General features: G+C 71.7%; 15 protein-coding genes. 6 read left to right on the forward strand and 9 right to left on the reverse strand.

Features of this window, described 5'->3' with window-relative positions; genetic code table 11:
• Positions 1-31: 31 nt before the first annotated feature.
• The 4 genes from IE237_RS11395 to IE237_RS11410 form a co-directional block, all read right to left on the reverse strand.
• A complete protein-coding gene (locus IE237_RS11395; protein WP_189801793.1) occupies positions 32-1,216 on the reverse strand; it encodes a TerD family protein in 1,185 nt (394 codons plus the stop codon).
• An 81-nt stretch (positions 1,217-1,297) separates the two neighbouring features.
• Entirely contained in the window at positions 1,298-2,314 is a 1,017-nt protein-coding gene (locus IE237_RS11400) for an aspartate-semialdehyde dehydrogenase (protein WP_189801794.1), read from the reverse strand.
• Between the two features lie 181 nt (positions 2,315-2,495).
• Positions 2,496-5,816 (reverse strand): S8 family serine peptidase, encoded by a 3,321-nt coding sequence (locus IE237_RS11405; protein ID WP_189801795.1) that lies wholly within the window; start codon positions 5,814-5,816, stop codon positions 2,496-2,498.
• Between the two features lie 193 nt (positions 5,817-6,009).
• Positions 6,010-6,552 (reverse strand): CGNR zinc finger domain-containing protein, encoded by a 543-nt coding sequence (locus IE237_RS11410; protein ID WP_189801796.1) that lies wholly within the window; start codon positions 6,550-6,552, stop codon positions 6,010-6,012.
• A 131-nt stretch (positions 6,553-6,683) separates the two neighbouring features.
• On the opposite strand from IE237_RS11410, the gene IE237_RS11415 reads away from it, so the two are divergent.
• From IE237_RS11415 to IE237_RS11435, 5 genes are all read left to right on the forward strand, one after another.
• Positions 6,684-7,139 carry a VOC family protein gene (locus tag IE237_RS11415; protein WP_189801797.1) on the forward strand — a complete coding sequence of 152 codons (456 nt, stop codon included), beginning with the start codon at positions 6,684-6,686 and terminating at the stop codon, positions 7,137-7,139.
• A 55-nt stretch (positions 7,140-7,194) separates the two neighbouring features.
• Positions 7,195-8,061 (forward strand): pyridoxamine 5'-phosphate oxidase family protein, encoded by an 867-nt coding sequence (locus IE237_RS11420; RefSeq protein WP_189801798.1) that lies wholly within the window; start codon positions 7,195-7,197, stop codon positions 8,059-8,061.
• 41 nt (positions 8,062-8,102) lie between these two features.
• Positions 8,103-8,657 (forward strand): HPP family protein, encoded by a 555-nt coding sequence (locus tag IE237_RS11425; RefSeq protein ID WP_189801799.1) that lies wholly within the window; start codon positions 8,103-8,105, stop codon positions 8,655-8,657.
• Positions 8,658-8,666: 9 nt separating this feature from the next.
• Positions 8,667-9,134, forward strand: coding sequence for an NUDIX hydrolase (locus IE237_RS11430; RefSeq protein WP_189801800.1), 468 nt, complete (start codon positions 8,667-8,669; stop codon positions 9,132-9,134).
• Between the two features lie 137 nt (positions 9,135-9,271).
• Positions 9,272-10,420: a serine hydrolase domain-containing protein gene (locus IE237_RS11435; protein ID WP_189801801.1), complete on the forward strand. Its 1,149-nt coding sequence runs from the start codon at positions 9,272-9,274 to the stop codon at positions 10,418-10,420.
• A 3-nt stretch (positions 10,421-10,423) separates the two neighbouring features.
• Here the strand turns inward: IE237_RS11435 and IE237_RS11440 are convergent, their stop codons facing one another.
• The gene (locus IE237_RS11440; protein ID WP_189801802.1) at positions 10,424-11,428 is read right to left on the reverse strand and encodes a hypothetical protein; all 1,005 of its coding nucleotides are present in this window, start codon (positions 11,426-11,428) and stop codon (positions 10,424-10,426) included.
• A 145-nt stretch (positions 11,429-11,573) separates the two neighbouring features.
• Complete coding sequence (pepN, locus tag IE237_RS11445; protein ID WP_189801803.1) at positions 11,574-14,123, reverse strand: aminopeptidase N; 2,550 nt, start codon at positions 14,121-14,123, stop codon at positions 11,574-11,576.
• Positions 14,124-14,271: 148 nt separating this feature from the next.
• Between pepN and IE237_RS11450 the strand changes: the two genes are divergently transcribed.
• Positions 14,272-14,907: a mycothiol-dependent nitroreductase Rv2466c family protein gene (locus tag IE237_RS11450; RefSeq protein WP_189801804.1), complete on the forward strand. Its 636-nt coding sequence runs from the start codon at positions 14,272-14,274 to the stop codon at positions 14,905-14,907.
• 114 nt (positions 14,908-15,021) lie between these two features.
• On the opposite strand, the gene IE237_RS11455 is transcribed toward IE237_RS11450, so the two are convergent.
• From IE237_RS11455 to IE237_RS11465, 3 genes are all read right to left on the reverse strand, one after another.
• Positions 15,022-15,666 carry a superoxide dismutase gene (locus IE237_RS11455; RefSeq protein ID WP_189801805.1) on the reverse strand — a complete coding sequence of 215 codons (645 nt, stop codon included), beginning with the start codon at positions 15,664-15,666 and terminating at the stop codon, positions 15,022-15,024.
• 164 nt (positions 15,667-15,830) lie between these two features.
• Positions 15,831-17,243, reverse strand: coding sequence for an amino acid permease (locus IE237_RS11460; protein WP_189801806.1), 1,413 nt, complete (start codon positions 17,241-17,243; stop codon positions 15,831-15,833).
• Positions 17,244-17,359: 116 nt separating this feature from the next.
• Positions 17,360-18,742 (reverse strand): amino acid permease, encoded by a 1,383-nt coding sequence (locus IE237_RS11465; RefSeq protein WP_189801807.1) that lies wholly within the window; start codon positions 18,740-18,742, stop codon positions 17,360-17,362.
• Between the last annotated feature and the right edge of the window lie 154 nt (positions 18,743-18,896).

The raw sequence follows: 18,896 nt of genomic DNA on the forward strand, positions 1-18,896 counted from the left end.
TGACGTTTGGGCCATCCTTCCACGGGCCGGCTCAGCGGCGCACCGAACATTTCCACGGCCCGTCACCGCTGATCCGCAGCAGCCCCGGCCCCGGCACCGGGGCGCTCACCCGGACCTCCCCGATCTCGTTGACCAGCAGGTCCTGCTCCTCGTCGTCGTAGAGCGGGTCCAGCGGCGGGGTGTGCTGGTGGACCGTGAAGTTGGACTCCCCGAGGTGCGCGAAGTCGAGCACCCCGGCCGGCCCCTCGTAGATCACCAGATCGTGCGCGAGGCCCTCGGCGTGGCTGTCGAAACGGCGCGCGTGGGACAGCGGCAGCACCCGCAGCGTCCAGGGCGTGTCGGCCTCCACCCGCAGGGTCAGCGGGCGGGCGCGCGGGACGAGGGCGACGGTACGCGCGCGTACGTCGTCCTCGTACGCCGTGAGGAGGTAGTCCTCGGCCCGCCCGTACGCGTCGCAGGACTCGATCGTGGTCGAGAGCGAGTGGTACGACTCGATCTCCAGGAGCACCCAGTGCCCCGCGGGCAGCGCCGGGTCGCAGTGCACGGTCTCCTTGCCGCGCCCCTGGTAGACGGCGGGCCGGAACTCCCCGCCGTACGGGTCGGACACCGGCACGGGCGGCGCGGCGGGCGCCGGGGGCGGGGGCGGCGGGACGTAGCCGGGGCCCGGGATCGGCGGCGGCGGGGACTCCACCACGATGCCGAAGTCCGTCGCGAGCCCGGCGAGCCCCGAGGCGTACCCCTGGCCGACCGCGCGGAAGCGCCAGCCGCCGTCCCGCCGGTAGAACTCCCCGAAGACGAAGGCGGTCTCCGTCGTCGCGTCCCCGATCGCGCAGTACGCCACCGGGTTCCCGGCCGCGTCCGTGACCCGCACGTCCAGCCCCGGCACCTGCCCGAAGGCGCCCCCGTCCGCGGAGGCGGCGATCACCAGTCGCCCCACATCCGGCTCCACGCGCGCGAGGTCCAGCCACAGCCAGTCCGCGGCCGGGCTGCCGGGCGCGCCCGGCGCCGACTTCCCCAGGTGCCGGACGGCCCCCGAAGGGTGCTCGGCGTGGTTGTAGAAGACCAGATCGGCGTCGTCCCGCACCCGCTCCCCGGCCCCGAGGAGCAGCGCGGAGACATCCACGTCGGGCACCCCGTGCCCGGTGCGCCAGCTGACCGCGACATGAAGGGCCTGCGGGGGCACCGGGACGTGGGCCCCCTTGGGTATCTGGGTCATGGGGGAACTCTGGCACGGGCGGGCACGCCGGAGGGGCGGCTCCCCGCAACGGGAAGCCGCCCCTCCGGAGGGTGCTTCGGGTCAGCCCTTGAGCTCGGCAGCGACGAGCTCCGCGATCTGCACGGCGTTCAGCGCCGCGCCCTTGCGCAGGTTGTCGTTGGAGAGGAAGAGCGCGAGGCCGTTCTCGACGGTCTCGTCCACGCGGATGCGGCCCACGTACGAGGCGTCCTTGCCGGCCGCCTGGAGCGGGGTCGGGATCTCGGAGAGCACGACGCCCTCGGCGTCCTTGAGCAGCTCGTAGGCGCGCTCGACGCTGATCGGACGCTCGAAGCGCACGTTCACCTGGAGGGAGTGGCCGGAGAAGACCGGGACGCGGACGCAGGTGCCGGAGACCTTGAGCTCCGGGATCTCCAGGATCTTGCGGGACTCGTTGCGGAGCTTCTGCTCCTCGTCGGTCTCGAAGGAGCCGTCGTCGACGATCGAACCGGCCAGCGGCACCACGTTGAAGGCGATCGGGCGCTTGTAGACGGCGGGCTCGGGGAACTCGACGGCCTCGCCGTCGAAGGCCAGCTGGTCGGCGGTCTCGGCCACGGCACACGCCTGCGTGCGCAGCTCGGCGACACCGGCCACGCCCGAGCCGGACACGGCCTGGTAGGTGGTGGCGATCAGCGCGGTGAGGCCGGCCTCCTGGTGGAGCGGCTTGAGGACCGGCATGGCGGCCATCGTGGTGCAGTTCGGGTTGGCGATGATGCCCTTGGGGCGGTCCTTGATCGCGTGCGGGTTGACCTCGGAGACCACCAGCGGGACCTCGGGGTCGCGGCGCCAGGCGGAGGAGTTGTCGATCACGACGGCGCCCTGCGAGGCGACCTTCTCGGCGAGGGCCTTGGAGGTGGCGCCGCCGGCGGAGAAGAGCACGATGTCGAGGCCGGTGTAGTCGGCGGTGGAGGCGTCCTCGACCGTGACGCCGTCCACGACGGTGCCGGCGGAACGGGCCGAGGCGAAGAGCCGCAGCTCGTCGACCGGGAAGTTCCGCTCGGCCAGGATCTTCCGCATGACTGTGCCGACCTGACCGGTGGCTCCGACGATTCCGACCTTCACGGGGACTCCTCCGTACGTATGTGCAGGGTGCTGCCGGTCCATGATGCGTATGTCCCGGGGCGCCTTGTCCAATCCATTGTCCACAGGTCGGGACGAGTGTCGGGATGCGTGCCGGGACGAGTGCCGGGACGCGAAAGGGGCGGGCGCCGGTTCCGGCACCCGCCCCTTCACGCACAGGGTGCTACGGGGTGACCGCGCCGATCAGGACGCTGCCGGTGCCCGCGACGGTGCCGCGCGCGTTGAGCAGCTGGACCTCGCCGAAGAACTGGCGTCCCTCGGGGGCCGCGCCGGCGACGACGACCTCGGCCGCCACCGGGGCGGAGGCGCCGTTCGCCAGGTCGACCGACTTCGAGGCGTCGACCTTCACGGTGCCGAGCGCGGACGAGTAGTACACGTCCTTGTAGTCGTACGTGGTGCCGCCCGCGGCCTGGACCGAGTAGCCGTCGACGACGACGGTGTACGTGCCGGCGGCCGGGTTCGCGAGGGAGACGGACTCCTCCGAGTCGCCGTCCGCGGACTGACCGACCTGCTTGCCGTTCAGGAGGACGGTGAGGTCGAGGTCGGCGGCCTTGTCGGAGGTGTTGCCGATGGCGATGTCGAGCCGCTCCACGCCCTCACCGATGGTGACGGTCCTGGTGTGCTGCTCGTGGTGCTGGATGGTCGGCGTCTCGCTCTTCTGCGAGCCGAGCGAGCCGCCCTTGAGGGTGCCCGTGATGCCCGCGAACCGGTTGGTGACCTGCCACTGGACGGCGGCCGGGGTGCCGATCTTCGCCTCCGGGACCGTCTGGACGGCCGGGTCGAAGTCGGCGCCGAGGGCGGTGACGTTCAGCCGGTAGGGGTTGTCCAGGTCCGGCGACGTACGGCGGGACTCGACCTCGATCTCCCAGACGCCCGGGGTCGGGTCCTGGTAGGACCGCAGGTCCGGGCGGCAGGTGTTCGCCGGGTTGTAGTGCGGGTAGCACTGCGTCGTGGCGCTGTCCTCGATGCCCACGCCGACCGGGTGGATCGAGATGAACCGGGTCTGGCTCTTCTCCTTCAGACCGCCGAGCGCGACCTCCAGCGTCTTGGCGCCCTCGGGCACGGTGACGAAGTAGGACTTGCTGCTGTTGCGCTGCACCGAGCCGGTGGCGGAGAAGCCGTAGCCCGGGCCGACCAGGTCGCTCGCGACGATCGAGGTGGCGAGGATCTGCTTGTCGACGCCCTCGGTGCGCTCGTCGTCGGCCTCCAGGATGACGCTGTGCGCACCGGCGGTGGCGGCGCGGGCCTGGAGCTTGACGGTGACCGGCTTGTTCAGCGGCAGGTCGATCTCGTCGTCGCCGAGGATGCGGAAGGTGCCGTCGTTGTACTTGAGGTCCAGCTCGTGCTCGATCGGCCGGTTCGGGCCGCTCGTGCGCGTGATGGTGACGTCGTAGACCCGCTTCTGGCCGACCTTGAGGCCGCCCTCGCGGTCGTACACACCGGTGCCGGTGTGCGGGGCCGGGAAGATCACGGTGTCGACCGGGGCCTCGACCTTGTAGTCGTGGGCGGTCGCGCCGTCCTTGATCGACTCCCAGGCCTCCTCGATGTCCATGAGGCCCGAGCCCTGCTCGTGCGCCGCGACACCGGGGATGCGCTTCGCGGTCGAGGTCAGCGCGGTCCGCAGGGTGAGCGGGGAGAGCGCGATGCCCTTCTGCTTCGCGGCCGAGATCAGCAGCGCGCTCGCGCCCGCCGCCTGCGGCGAGGACATCGAGGTGCCGTTGAGCATGCCGTAGCCGGCGGGCAGGGTGTAGCCCGACTCGGGGACGCCGGCGCCCGGCTGCCAGGTCGGGATGGTGTTCACGGCCGAGCCGGGGGCGGTGATGGTCGGGGTGAAGCCGCCGTCCTCACGCGGGCCGCGCGAGGAGAAGGGGAACATGGCGTACTTCTTCTCGACGGCCGAGCCGTAGTTGGCGGCCCAGGTCTCCTTGGAGACGGCCGCGCCGACCGAGATGACCTTGTCGGCCAGGCCGGGGTCGCCGATCGTGTTGATGCCGGGGCCCTCGTTGCCGGCCGAGATGACCAGCTGCACGCCGTACTGGTCGATCAGGCGGGTGTAGAGGCGCGAGCGGACGTTGTCGCCGTCGTTCTGCTGCGGCAGGCCGCCGATCGACATGTTGACGATGTCGACGCCGCGGTTGACGACGAGGTCCGTCATGCCCTCGGTGAGGGCGGTGTTGGTGCAGCCGCCGGACCAGGTGCACGCGCGCGAGGAGACGATCTTCGCGCCGGGCGCGGCGCCGCTCATCTTCCCGCCGAAGAGGCCGTTGGCGGCGGTGATGCCGGCGACGTGGGTGCCGTGCGAGGACTCGACGAGACCGATGTTGACGAAGTCGCGCTTCTGGCCGACCCAGGTCCCGCCCAGCGGGTCCATCGGGACGTCCTTGCGGATCTCCACGACGAACGGGGTGCGCTCGGCGACCTCGGTGGCCGGGTTGTCGGTACCGAAGTAGCCGACCTGGTTCCCGTCCTTGTACGGCTTCATCGGCGCGTTGTCCGTGAAGTCGTTGTTCTGGTCGGTGTCCACGCGGACGGTGCCGGCGGCCGGGTCGTACAGCATGCCGAAGACGTCGGTGGTGTCGCCGTCCCGGTTGATGTCGCCCTTCGGGTCGCCGCCCGCGGTGGCCGCCTCGGAGAAGCGGCTGAACTGGTACGAGCCCGCCGGGGCCGTCCAGCTCTGGGTGGCGGCGGTGAAGACGGGACCGGCGACCGGGGTGACCTGGGCGCGCCAGGTGGCGTCGCCCTCGGTCAGCGGGTCGGTGGCGGTGACCCAGTCGACGATCTTGCGCTCGCCGGTGGTGGTCTTCTGCAGGGCCGGGTGGCCGAGGTCGACACCGGAGTCCAGGATGCCGATGGTCACGCCGCGGCCGTCGGCCTTCGGGTGCTCCTTGACGAAGTCGACCGCGCCCGTCTCGTGCGAGGGGTTGTACGGGTTCTTCGCCGGGGTGTTCCTGCCCGGGGCCGGGTACGTCGTCGTGACGGTGGTGCCGGCGACGGCACCCGTCGCGGCGCCCGCGTCCGGCGTCGGGTCGTCCAGCGCGATCTCCGCCTGGAGGTCGACGGACTGGACGGAGGAGAGCTGGGTGGCGGCCTTGATGGCGGCCGCGGCCTTGGCGGTCGGCAGGGTGGCGCGGACGTAGCCGAGCGCGTCCTGCTGCTTGCCGACGGAGGCGCCGGCGACGGCGTCGAGCTGGGCCGTGACCTGCTCGGTGGCACCGGGGACGGTGGCGACGAGGACGGTGACGTTCTTCTCGCCGCTCGCCTCGGCCTCGGTGAGCCGCTGGGCGTCGATGGCGCCGAGCTTGTCGGCGGGGTTCGAGGACTTGACCGGGGGAGTGGTCGCCGGGGCTTCGGCGGCGAGCACGGGGGCGGCACCGGTCGCGACGAGCGCGGCGACGAGTCCGGCGGCGGCCGCGATGCGCGCCGCACGTCTGGGCCCGTGCGTCGAGCTTCCGGGTATGGAGCTCCGAGTTTCGGGGGTGGTCATCTACATCCCTGTTTGTGAAAGGAGGGTGTCCGGATACTGATGCCGGATGACCGCTCAGCCTTTCGCAAGAGACAGGGGTTTGTGGAGAGTTGCCCGGGGCCGGATTGCCGCCGCGGCGTAAACCCGCCAGCGCCGTGGATCCGCCTGGAGGGACGAATCCGCCTGGACGGGGGCGAGTTGCCCTGTGGTGGGCTCAGCTCTCCTTCGTGCGCGCGTAGTGGCGGGAGGCCTTGGCGCGGTTGCCGCAGATGGCCATCGAGCACCAGCGGCGGGTGCCGTTCCGCGAGGTGTCGAAGAAGTGCAGGATGCAGGCCTCGTGGGCGCAGGCCCGGATCCGGTCGGGCGCCGTGCGCAGCAGGTCGAGGTAGTCGCGGGCGGCGGTCCAGCCGGGACCCCAGGCGGGATCCGCGAACTCGGGCTCCTCGCCGGGCCCCTCGGTGGTGAGCGTGGCCCGGATGCGGCCGTGGCCGAGGACGGCGTCGACGCGCGCGGTGGCGGTGGGGTCGCCGGGCCGGTCGACGAGCGCGGCGAGCGCGTCCCGGGCGGCGAGGGTGTGCCGCAAGGTGGTCGCGTCGGCGGTGAACCGCTCCTCCAGGCCGTTGGCGGCGAGCCAGACGGTGAGCCCCTCGACGCCCGTCAGCAGGTCCTGGCGGACGCCTTCCTCGTTCCAGCGGGTGTTCAGCAGGTCCAGGGAGACGGGCTCGCCGGTGAGCGGCCGGGGGTCGATGGCGGTCATGGCGGACACCCTCCTCGGTGAACTAACCCCTCAAGAGTACGTGAGCGGTTGACTCTCACCTTACCTAACCTCTAAAGTCGAATTAAGAGGTTAGCCCGAGGAGGGCGGCCGCACCCGAGAGGGGAACCCTCATGACCGCGATCGGCACGCTCGCCACCCATCACGTCGGCCTCAACGTCACCGACCTGGCGCGCTCGCTGGCCTTCTACGGCGACGTCCTCGGCTTCGACGTCCTCGGCGAGGGCGAGGAGAAGGGCGGTCGCCACGCCTTCCTCGGCCAGGACGGCCGCGTGGTCCTCACCCTCTGGCAGCAGGCCGAGGGCAGCTACGACTCCGGTCGGCCCGGCCTCCACCACCTCGCCTTCGAGGCCGAGTCCATCGAGCACGTCCGCGCCGCCGAGGCCGCGCTCACCGCGCGCGGCACCTCCTTCGCGTACGAGGGCGTCGTCGCCCACCGCGAGGGCGCGGCCTCCGGCGGCATCTTCTTCCACGACCCGGACGGCACCCGCCTGGAGATCTCGGTCCCGACCGGCGCGGAGGGGGCCGAAGCCCCCAACGAAACGGCCCCGACCTGCGGCTTCTTCTAGTCGCGCGCGCACCCCCGCACCCCGGGTCCCTGACCCCGCACTCCCGGAGGCACCCGTGAACACCGCGTACCACTCCGGCTCCCGCGCCGTGCAGTCACGGCTCGGCGTCCGCGACCTCGCGGACCACGTCGGCCGCTCCATCACCCCCGGCATCCGGCCCATCGCCGCCGCCTTCCTCGAAGCCCAGCCGATGCTGATGCTCGGCGCGGCGGACGCCGAGGGCCGCGTCTGGGCCACCCTGCTCACCGGCGCACCCGGATTCGTCCGGGCCACCGGCCCCCGCACGGTCTCCGTGGCCGCTGCCCTCCCCGAGGGCACGCCCGACGGCGCCCAGGTCGGCACCCTCGCCCTCGACCCCCGCACCCGCCGCCGCATGCGCCTCAACGGCACCGCGACCACCAGCCGGCGCGGCTTCACGATCGAGGCCGAGCAGGTCTTCTCCAACTGCCCCAAGTACCTCCAGAAGCGGGAGTGGTACGGCTCCGAGTCCGGCCGCCACCCCTGGGCCGGAGCCGCGCGGCACGGCGAGGCGCTCACCCCCGACCAGACGCGCCGGATCCGCGCAGCCGACACCTTCTTCGTCGCCACCGCCGCCCCCGACGGCCTCGACACCAGCCACCGCGGCGGCAACCCCGGCTTCGTCCGGGTCGACACGCCCCGGGAGCTGAGCTGGCGCGACTACCCGGGCAACGCGATGTTCCTGACCCTGGGCAACCTGGAGTCGGACGGCCGCGCGGGACTGCTCTTCCTCGACTGGGAGACGGGGCTGACGCTCCAGCTCAGCGGCCTCGCGCACACCGAGTACGGCCCCGAGGGCCGGGTCACGCGGTTCCGCGTCGACCGCACGGTCGAGATCCCGGCCGGCAGCCCCCTGCGCTGGTCGCCGCCCGAGTACTCCCCGTCCAACCCGACCACGCCCTGACCCTGCCTCCACCCCTGAACGCCGACTCCCGAGGACCGCCCGTGACCACCGCCCCGGCCCCCGAAGCCACCGCACCCGCCGCCCCCGAAGCCGCCCGGGAATCAGCGCCCGTCCCCACCCGCCGCCGGCCCCCCGCCCGCCCCCGCCCCCGCACCGTCCTCGTCTCCACCGCCGGCGCCGTCACCGCGCTCCTCCTTCTGGTCGCCGTGGGCACCCTCCTCCACCAGCCGCTGCTCATCCCGCCGCTCGCCGCGAGCATGGCGCTCGTGGCCGGTGCCCCCGACCTGCCGCTCTCCCAGCCCCGTTCGGTCCTCGGCGGCCAGCTGCTCTCCGCGCTCACCGGCTTCGCGGTCCTCGCCGTGGCCGGGCCGGGCCTGTGGGGCGCCGCCGTCGCGGGCGGTCTCGCCCTCGGGGTGATGATGCTCGCCCGTACCCCGCACTCGCCCGCCGCGGCCACGGCCGTGATCGTCGCCCTCCAGGCCCCGCCCTTCTGGTCGTTTCTCGGCCTTCTCGCCCTCGCCTCGCTGATCCTGGTCGCGGTCGGGCTCGGAGCCGCCCGTGTCGCGGGGCGGACGTATCCCGCGTACTGGTTCTAACCTCGTTCCATGCAGCAGGAGTTGAGGGTGGCGGCCTACGCCGTGTGCGTCCGGGGCGGCGAAGTGCTCCTCGCCCGCTGGGTCGCGAAGGACGGCGTCAAGCGGTGGACCCTGCCGGGCGGCGGCATGGACCACGGCGAGGATCCCGTCCGGACCGTCGTCCGCGAGGTCGAGGAGGAGACCGGCTATCTGACCGAGCCCACCGCCCTCCTCGGCATCGACTCCATCCGACGCTCCCGGCTCCGCCGGCTCGGCGGGCCGGGTGACTGGCAGGGGTTGCGGATCATCTACGAGGCGCAGGTCACCGGGGGTGCCCTGCGCAACGAGACCGGCGGATCCACGGACCTCGCCGCCTGGCATCCGCTCGACTCCGTGCCTTCCCTGACCCGCGTCGAGCTCGTCGACATCGGCCTCGACCTGTGGCGCGAACGCCCCCCGGTCGGCCGCTCGCGGCTGACGGACCCGGCGAACGGCTGACCCCGCCCTCCCCGACGGCGCCCTCGTCGCTCAACGGCCGAAAAGGGCTCAACCGGCAAGATCCCTCTCAACCCGCTCCCCGAATCCCGCGGTCCCCTCCCCTGACCGAGCACGTCCGCACCTCAGGGGAGCCCCGCATGTCAGCCGCACGCACCGTCCGTACCGTCCTCGCCGCCACCCTCGTCGCGGGCCTCACGGCCACCGCCCTCGCCACCCCCGCCCTCGCGGCCTCCCCGGCGCCCGCGAAGCCGGACCACGCGGCCACCCAGCAGGCCCTGGAGGCCGCCGTCGCCGACGGCGTGCCCGGCGCCGTCGCCCAGGCCCGCGACGGACGCGACCGCTGGACCGGCACCGCCGGCGAGCGCGGGGGCGACGACCGCTACCGCGTCGGCTCCATCACCAAGACCTTCACCGCCACCGTCCTCCTCCAGCTCCAGGCCGAGGGCCGCATCGACCTCGACGACCCGGTCGAGAAGTGGCTCCCCGGCGTCGTCCGGGGCAACGGCCACGACGGCCGGAAGATCACGGTCCGCCAGCTCCTCAACCACACCAGCGGCATCTACAGCTACACCGAGGACCCCGCCTTCCAGGCCAAGGTCTTCGGCCCCGGCTTCCTGGAGCACCGCTACGACACCTGGACCCCGAAGCAGCTCGTCGCCGTCGCCATGGCCCACGAGCCCGACTTCACGCCCGGCGCCTCCTGGAACTACTCCAACACCAACTTCGTCCTCGCCGGCATGGTGATCGAGAAGGTCACCGGCCGCCCGTACGGCAAGGCCGTCGAGAACCGGATCATCAAGCCGCTCAAGCTCCGCGCCACCACCGTCCCCGGGACCCGCTCGGCCATGCCGGAGCCCAGCAGCCCGGCGTACTCCAAGCTCTCCCGGGACGTGAACGCCCCCGTCCACGACGTCTCCACGCTCAACCCGAGCATCGCGGGCGCGGCGGGCGAGATGATCTCCGACTCCCGCGATCTGCAGACCTTCTACCGGGCCCTGCTCCAGGGCCGGCTCCTCCCGAAGAGCGCCCTGAACGAGATGACCACCACGGTGCAGATCTCCCCCGAGTACCCGAACGTGGGCTACGGACTCGGGCTGATGAAGGACAAGCTGAGCTGCGGAGTGGAGGTCTGGGGCCACGGCGGCGGCATCCACGGCTCGTCCTCCCTCGCCCAGGTGACCCGCGACGGCGGGCACTCCCTCGCCGGCAACTTCAACGCCGACTGGGCGGGCGACAGCCAGAAGGTCATCGAGGCCGAGTTCTGCGGCACCGCCCCGAAGAAGTAGCCCTCACCGAGGCAGGACGACGACGTACGCGGCGGGCTGCCGGTCCGGCGCGGCCATCAGGGCCGTGCGGACCACGGCGGCCTGCTGGTCCATCGCCTCGCGCAGCTTGCGCGGGGTGAGGTGGACGACCGTGATGCCGAGCCGCTCCAGGTGCTCCCGCTTGCGGGTGTACTCGGTCCACAGCTCGTCGTCGTCCTGCCGGGGCGCCCGGGTGTCCAGCTCCACGGCGACCGCCTGGTCCGGCCAGTAGGCGTCCACCCCGCCCAGGTGCGGGCCGCCCGGCAGCCGCAGGTCCACGTTCCACAGCGGGTCCGGCAGCGCGAACTCCCGCACCATCTCGTAGAGCCGCTGCTCGGAGAGCGAGCGCCCCTCGGCGAGCAGCGAGTCCACCGCGTCCACCACATGCGGCCGGGAGAGCAGCCGGGCCCGGCTCAACTCCCGTACGACCACGCCCGGTTCGCAGTGGCCGCCACGCACGGCCTCGGTGAGCAGCCGGCGCACCGTCTCCGCGTCCGTGAGGCCCGACACCGCGTCGGCGACGGCGCGGGCGACCGGGGCGACGGGGATGCCCGTGAGCTCCACCGGTTCCGGTGACTCGGGGGCGCGCACCACCCGCACCCAGCCGGTCGAGCGGAGCCGCCGGGTGCGCGGCACCAGCACGTCGATCCGGTCCTGGGCGGTGAGCGGGGGCGCGGCGGAGAAGCGGTGCAGGGTGAGCGCCGCGAGCCCGGTGATCATCGCGTCCGGGCCCTGCTCGGGGAGCGTCCCGGTCCTGCGGGCGTAGAGGAGCGCGGCCTTCAGCCGGTCCTCGCTGGTGGGCGGTCCGGGCTGGAGCAGGAAGACGCCGGGCAGCAGCTGCTGCCAGCCGCCGGGCCGGCAGTGTGCGGCGACCTCGGCGGCGGGGATGCCCTGTGCCCTCAACTGGTCGGCGGACGCGAGGCGTTGCGTGCGACCCGTGCGGGAGGAGAGGGGGAGGGGGCGGGGGGTGATGGGGGTGTTGTGGTTCATGCCGGGGGTCTTCCGCTTCCGAAGGCTCCCCTAACCCCTGTTACACGCTCGTCGACATACAGGGACAACCTCGCCCTAAAGTACGCACGTTCGACTGCCGATGAGGGCGGCACCCGGAAGGGCGCCGCCCCCGTCGGCGTACCGGCTAGACCGCCGCGCGGCCGTCGCACGCCTGTGCGCGCAGCGCCCGCGCCAGGTCGTCCCGCGCCTCCAGGACGAGGCGGCGCAGCGCCGGCGCGGCCGACTCGTGCGCGGACAGCCAGGCGTCCGTCGAGGCCAGCGTCGCCTCGTCGTCCTGGAGCCCCGGGAACAGGCCCCGGACCACGTCGATGCCGATCTGGATCGACCGCTCGCCCCACAGCCGCTCGATCGCCGCGAAGTACTTCTCCGCGTACGGCGCGATCAGCTCGCGCTGCGAGGGCTGGACGAAGCCCGCGATGGTCGCCTCGACCAGCGCGTTCGACAGGGCGTCCGACTCGACGACCTGCGCCCAGGCCTGCGCCTTGACCGCCGCCGAGGGCCGCGAGGCCAGCAGACGCGTCTGGTGGCGCTTGCCCGTCGCCGTGTCGTCCCGGCCCAGCTCCTCGCCGATCCGGGCCTCGTCCGCACGGCCGTGCACGGCCAGCGGGGAGAGCAGAGCCCAGCGCAGCTCCTGGTCCACGTCGAGACCGTCGATCTTCGCCGAGCCGTCCAGCAGCCCCTCCAGGAGCTGGAAGTCGGCGTCGGAGGAGGCGGTCGCCGCGAAGAAGCGCGCCCAGGTCAGCTGGTGCTCGCTGCCCGGCTCGGCCACCCGCAGCTCGCGCAGCCCGCCCTCGGCGAGCAGACGCCCGCCCTCCTCGCGCCACGCGGGCGCCGCGTAGAGGGTGACGGCCGACTTCGTCCAGCCGTGCACCATCTGGAGGACGCCGATGTCGGTCTCGCGGCCCGCGAAGGCGAGCGCGACGGCGACGAAGTCCCGGGCGGGCATCAGCCCGTCGCGGGTCAGGTTCCACAGCGCCGACCAGCACAGGGCACGGGCCAGCGGGTCCGTGATGTCGCCGAGGTGCGCCCGCAGGGTCGCGAGCGAGCCCTCGTCGAAGCGGATCTTGCAGTAGGTGAGGTCGTCGTCGTTGACCAGCACCAGGTCGGGCTTCTCCGCGCCCGCGAGCTCGGTGACGACGGTCCGGGCGCCGGTGATGTCGGCCTCGGCCCGCGCGTACCGCACGAGCTCCCCGCCCGAGAGCCGGTAGAGGCCCACGGCCGCCCGGTGGGGGCGCAGCTCGTCGCCCTCCTGGAGGACGGCGAGCTCGGTGATCCGGCCCTCGGCGTCGTAGGTGACGGCCGGGGTCAGGCTGTTGACGCCGGAGGTCTGGAGCCAGGACTTGGCCCAGGACTTCATGTCGCGCCCGGAGGTCTCCTCCAGGATCGACAGGAGGTCCGCCAGGCGCGTGTTGCCGTAGGCGTGGCGCTTGAAGTAGCGGCGCGCGCCCTCCAGGAACGCGTCCCGTCCGGCGTACGCGACGAGCTGCTTGAGCACCGAGGCGCCCTTGGCGTACGTGATGCCGTCGAAGTTGAGCTTGGCGTCCTCCAGGTCACGGATGTCGGCCGTGATCGGGTGCGTGGACGGCAGCTGGTCGGCGCGGTACGCCCAGGACTTGCGGTTGTTGGCGAAGGTCACCCAGCTGTTGGTGAAGCGGGTGGCCTCGGCGTTCACGAAGGAGCCCATGAAGTCCGCGAAGGACTCCTTCAGCCACAGGTCGTCCCACCACACCATGGTGACCAGGTCGCCGAACCACATGTGCGCCATCTCGTGCAGGATGACGTTGGCCCGGGCCTCGTACGCGGCCTGGGTGACCTTGCCCCGGTAGATGTACTCCTCGCGGAAGGTCACCATGCCCGGGTTCTCCATCGCGCCGAGGTTGTACTCGGGGACGAAGGCCTGGTCGTACTTCCCGAAGGGGTACGGGTAGTCGAAGTTGTCGTGGAAGAAGTCGAAGCCCTGCTTGGTGATCAGGAAGACGTCGTCCGCGTCGAAGTGCTTCGCGAGCGACTTCCGGCACATCGCGCCGAGCGGGATCTCCAGGTCGCCGCGCGTGTAGCTGTCGGTCACGTAGTGGTACGGGCCGGCCACGACACAGGTGATGTACGTGGAGATCGGCGCCGTCTCCGCGAACCGCCACACGCCCTCGGCGTCCCGCTCGCCCACGCCGTTCGACCAGACCGTCCAGCCCTCCGGCGCGGTCACCGCGAAGCGGTACGGGGCCTTGAGGTCGGGCTGCTCGAAGTTGGCGTACACCCGGCGGGCGTCGGCCGGCTCGTACTGCGTGTAGAGGTAGACCTCGCCGTCCTCCGGGTCGACGAAGCGGTGCATGCCCTCGCCGGTCCGGCTGTAGGCGCACTGCGCGTCCACCACGAGGGTGTTCTCGTCGGCGAGGCCGTCCAGCGCGATCCGCGCGCCGTCGAAGACCACCGCCGGGTCGAGGGAGCGGCCGTTGAGCGTGACCGCGTTCACCGAGGGGGCGATCAGATCGACGAACGTGCCGGTGCCCTCGCCGGTGCGGCGGAACCGGATCGTCGTCTCCGAGCGGAAGGTGCGCACCGCCTCGTCCGAGTCGCCGACCGCCGACCGGAGGTCGAGGACGACCTCGTACCCGTCGACGGACAGCAGCGCGGCCCGCTCGTGGGCCTCGTCGCGGGACAGATTCTCACCGGGCACGGTCACTCCTTCGTGGCGCGTTCGAAACAGCACCGATCCTCCCATGTGCGGCTGTCACCCGGGACACGGGAATGCGTTCGGGCGTCCGCGGGTTCCCTCCTTTCGGCGCACCACCTTCTTTCTTCCGACGGCCGTACCGAGGAGTGACATGTCCGAGAGCAGGACCACCGCCGACTTCTACTTCGACCCGCTGTGCCCCTGGGCCTGGATGACCTCCCGCTGGATGCTGGAGGTGGAGCAGGTCCGCCCGGTCGACGTGCGCTGGAAGGTCATGAGCCTGGCCGTGCTCAACGAGAACCGTCTCGACGAGGTCCCCGCCGAGTACCGCGAGATGCTGGAGACCCAGGCCTGGGGCCCGGTCCGCGTGGTGATCGCCGCCCAGCAGCTGCACGGCGACGAGGTCGTCGGCAAGCTCTACACGGCGCTCGGCACCCGCTTCCACAACAACGGCGAGGGCCCGACCCGCGAGGCGATCGCCGGCGCCCTGAAGGACGTCGGCCTGCCCGAGGACCTGGCGGACTTCGCCGACAAGGACACGTACGACACCGAGCTGCGCGCCTCCCACACGGAGGGCATAGAGAAGGTCGGCCAGGACGTCGGCACCCCGGTCATCGCGGTGCCCGGCCCGACCGGCGAGGAGGTCGCCTTCTTCGGTCCCGTCGTCACCCCCACCCCGCGCGGCGACGCGGCGGCCCGGCTGTGGGACGGCACGCTGCTCGTGGCGTCGACGCCGGGCTTCTACGAGATCAAGCGCACGCGGACGGCGGCGCCCAGCTTCGAGTAGTCCGCACCCCGTCGGAACGGAAGAACCCCCGTGAGTCACGTCCTCACGGGGGTTCTTCTTTCATCCGCCTGCCCGGTGAAGGTTGAGAAGACGATCACGAGCAGGAGTCCGGGTTCAGAAGGAGATGAGCGGCACCGAGGCCTTGGCCGACTGGTAGCGCCTGTTCACGTCCTGCCAGTCGACGACCTGCCACATGGCCTCGATGAAGTCGACCTTCTGGTTCTTGTACTGCAGGTAGAAGGCGTGCTCCCAGGCGTCGAAGACCAGGATCGGGACCGAGCCCTGGCCGACGTTGCCCTGGTGGTCGTAGACCTGCTCGACGATGAGCCGGCCGCTGATCGGCTCGTACGCGAGGACGCCCCAGCCGGAGCCCTGGGTGGTCGCGGAGGCCTTGGTCAGCTGGGCCTTGAACTTGGCGAAGGAGCCGAAGGACTCGGTGATCGCGTCCGCGAGCTCACCGACGCCGTCGGCGGCCAGCGGCTCGCCGCCGCCCCCGTCCTTCGGGCTGTTCATGTTGTTCCAGTAGATGGAGTGGAGGATGTGGCCGGAGAGGTGGAACGCGAGGTTCTTCTCCAGGCCGTTGATCGCGCCCCACTGGTCCTTGTCGCGCGCCTCTTCCAGCTGCTCCAGGGTGTCGTTCGCGCCCTTGACGTATGCGGCGTGGTGCTTGTCGTGGTGCAGCTCGATGATCTGCGGATTGATCACCGGCTCCAGCGCCGCGTAGTCGTACGGCAGCTCCGGAAGTGTGTAGATCGCCATGTGCCCGAGCCCTTCGACGGCTTATTGCAACCTCTATGCAAGTGCAGGCTAACAGTAGGTGCGGGAGAAGTTGATCAGTCCTTCGTCCTAGGTCCCGCGCCCCGGCATGGCGAAACCCCCGGACCGAGCGGCGGTCCGGGGGTTTCGGCGGAAGCGGCGGGAGCTCAGGAAGTGCGGCCCGATGCCGCCTTCTGGCGTACGAAGCCGACGACGGCGAGCAGCAGGGTCAGGCCGCCCGTCCAGTACAGCTGCACGCGGGTGCCCTCCTCGCGCGCCATCAGGAAGAAGATCGCCGCCATGCCGGCCAGCGCGACCCAGGTCAGCACCGGGAAGGCCCACATCCGCACGACCAGCTTCTCCGGCGCCTCGCGCTCGGTGCGGCGGCGCAGCACCAGCTGGGAGGCGGCGATGAAGAACCAGACGACCAGGATGATCGCGCCGATGGTGTTGAGCAGCCAGATGAAGGCCTTGTCCGGCGACCAGTAGCTCAGCAGCACACAGCCGAAGCCGACGACGCAGGAGACGAGCACGGCCGGACGGGGCACCCCGCCGTACAGCTTGCCGAGCGCCTTCGGGCCCTGGCCGCGCGCGACCAGCGAGCCGGCCATGCGGGAGGCGCCGTAGATGTTGGCGTTCATCGCCGAGAGCAGGGCGACCAGGACGACCACGTTCATGATCTGGCCGGCCGCCGGGATGCCCAGGTGGTCGAGGGCGGCGACGTACGGGCCCTTCTCGACGACCGCCTTGTCGTCCCACGGGACGAGGGTGACGATGACGGCCATGGAGCCGATGTAGAAGAGCGCGATCCGCCACATCGCCGTACGGACGGCCTTCGCGACGCCCTGGACCGGGTGCTCGGACTCGGCCGCCGCGATGGTGACCGTCTCCAGGCCGCCGTACGCGAAGACGGAGGCCAGCAGGCCGACGATCAGGCCCTCGGAGCCGTGCGGGAAGAAGCCGCCGTCGCCGCTGAGGTTCGCGGTGCCGGGGGCGTCGGTGCCGGGCAGGACGCCGACGATCGCGAGGACGCCGATGCCGAGGAAGAGGACGATCGCGCCGACCTTGAGCGCGGCGAACCAGAACTCGAACTCGCCGAAGTTCTTCACGGCCGCCAGGTTGGTGACGCAGAAGACCACCATGAAGAGCGCGACCCACGCCCACTCGGGGCTGCCGGGGAACCAGCCGGTCATGATCTTCGCGGCGCCGATGCCCTCCAGGCCGACGGCGACGCAGAGCAGGAACCAGAAGGCCCAGCCCGAGGTGAAGCCCGCCCAGGAGCCGAAGGCCCGCTCGGCGTGGACGGAGAAGGAGCCGGAGGCCGGGTTCGCGGCCGACATCTCGCCGAGCATCCGCATCACGAGCATCACGAGGATGCCGGATATCGCGTAGGCGATCACGATCGAGGGCCCGGCGGCGGCGATGCCGGCGCCGGAGCCGACGAAGAGCCCGGCACCGATGACGCCACCGAGGGCGATCATCGAGAGATGGCGCTGCTTGAGGCCGTGCGAGAGGCCCTCGGCAGGTGCGGTCGCGCCGTCCTTGCGGTCGGCCGGCGCGGGCGCGGTGGTCCGAGACATGGGCGAGCCCTGTTCACTAGCTGAGACGGGGAGGGAGCCCACAGTCTGGGTGGGCGCACCGCTCAGAGGGAACCGGAGTCCGCTATACGGGCACGACCTTCACACAAGGTGAAGGTTCAGTTCCGTTTTGTTGACGGAGTGCGCAGCTCCCGCACCCACGCCACCAGCAGGACGACCCCCGTCGCCCCCGCCGACCACAGCACCTGCGGCCGCGCCCCGTCGTCGATCAGCATCAGGACGAGCACCGCGCCCATCGCGGCGAGCGCCACCCAGGTCAGCCACGGGAAGCCCCACATCCGCAGCGTCAGCGTCTCGGGCGCCTCCCGCTCGATCCGGCGCCGCAGCCGCAGCTGCGAGACCGCGATCAGCGCCCAGACGAAGAGGAGCACCGCACCGACCGCGTTCAGCATGTAGAGGAAGACGGAATCCGGCCATTTCAGATTGAGCAGGACGGAGACGAAGCCGAACGCCACCGAGGCGAGCACCGCCCGGCGCGGCACCCCGCCGCCCGTGATCCTCAGCAGCCCCTTCGGCGCCTCGCCGCGCTCCGCCAGCGAGAACACCATCCGGGACGAGCCGTACAGGTTCGCGTTGAGCGCCGACAGCAGCGCCACGAACACCACCACGTTCATGATCTGGCCCGCCCCCGGCACCCCGATCGCGTCCAGGACCGCCACGTACGGCGACTCGCCCGGCTTCATCGAGGTCCACGGCAGCAGCGTCACGATGACCAGCATCGAGCCCACGTAGAAGAGCAGGATCCGCCAGACCGCGCTGCGCACCGCCCGCGCCACGTTCCGCGCCGGGTCGTCGGACTCGGCCGCCGCGATCGTGACGACCTCAAGACCGCCGAAGGCGAAGACGACGGCGAGGACCCCGGAGATCACTCCCGACCAGCCGTTGGGCAGGAAACCGCCCTGCCCGGTGAGATTCGCGAGCCCCACCGGGTCCGTGTCGGGCAGCCACCCGACGATCGCGAGGACGCCGAGCACCAGGAAGAGGACGATCGCGCCGACCTTGAGCGCCGCGAACCAGAACTCGAACTCGCCGAAGTTCTTCACCGCCGCCAGGTTGGCCAGGGTGAACACGACCATGAAGATCAGCACCCAGCCCCACTGCGGCACCCCCGGCACCCAGCCGTGCGCGATCCGCGCCGCGCCCGTCGCCTCCACGGCGAGGACGACGACGAGCAGGAACCAGTACAGCCAGCCCACCGAGAAGCCGGCCCACCGGCCGAGCGCGCGCTCGGCGTGCACCGAGAAGGCCCCCGACGCGGGCATCGCCGCCGACATCTCGCCGAGCATCCGCATCACCAGCATCGCGAGCGCGCCGGCGATCAGGTACGAGACCACGATGCCGGGCCCGGCGACGGCGATGCCGGCGCCCGAGCCGACGAAGAGCCCGGCGCCGATCACCCCGCCGAGCCCCAGCATCGTCAGATGACGCTGCTTCAGACCGTGGGAGAGGGGCTCCGGTTCGGGGGTGAGGGGGTCGTGCATGTGGGGGCTCGTGCTCTCTGACGTTCATGGAGACGGTTTATGGAGACCCCACAGTCTCTCCAGCGAACGCCCCTTGGCGCAAAAGGGGCCTCTCTGCGGGAGTTCCCAGTGACAAGCGTCACGTGGCGCGAGGTGTGATCGGCGGGGTTTGTTC

The sequence above is a fragment of the Streptomyces tanashiensis genome (assembly GCF_014648895.1).
In the GTDB taxonomy this organism is placed as follows: domain Bacteria; phylum Actinomycetota; class Actinomycetes; order Streptomycetales; family Streptomycetaceae; genus Streptomyces; species Streptomyces tanashiensis.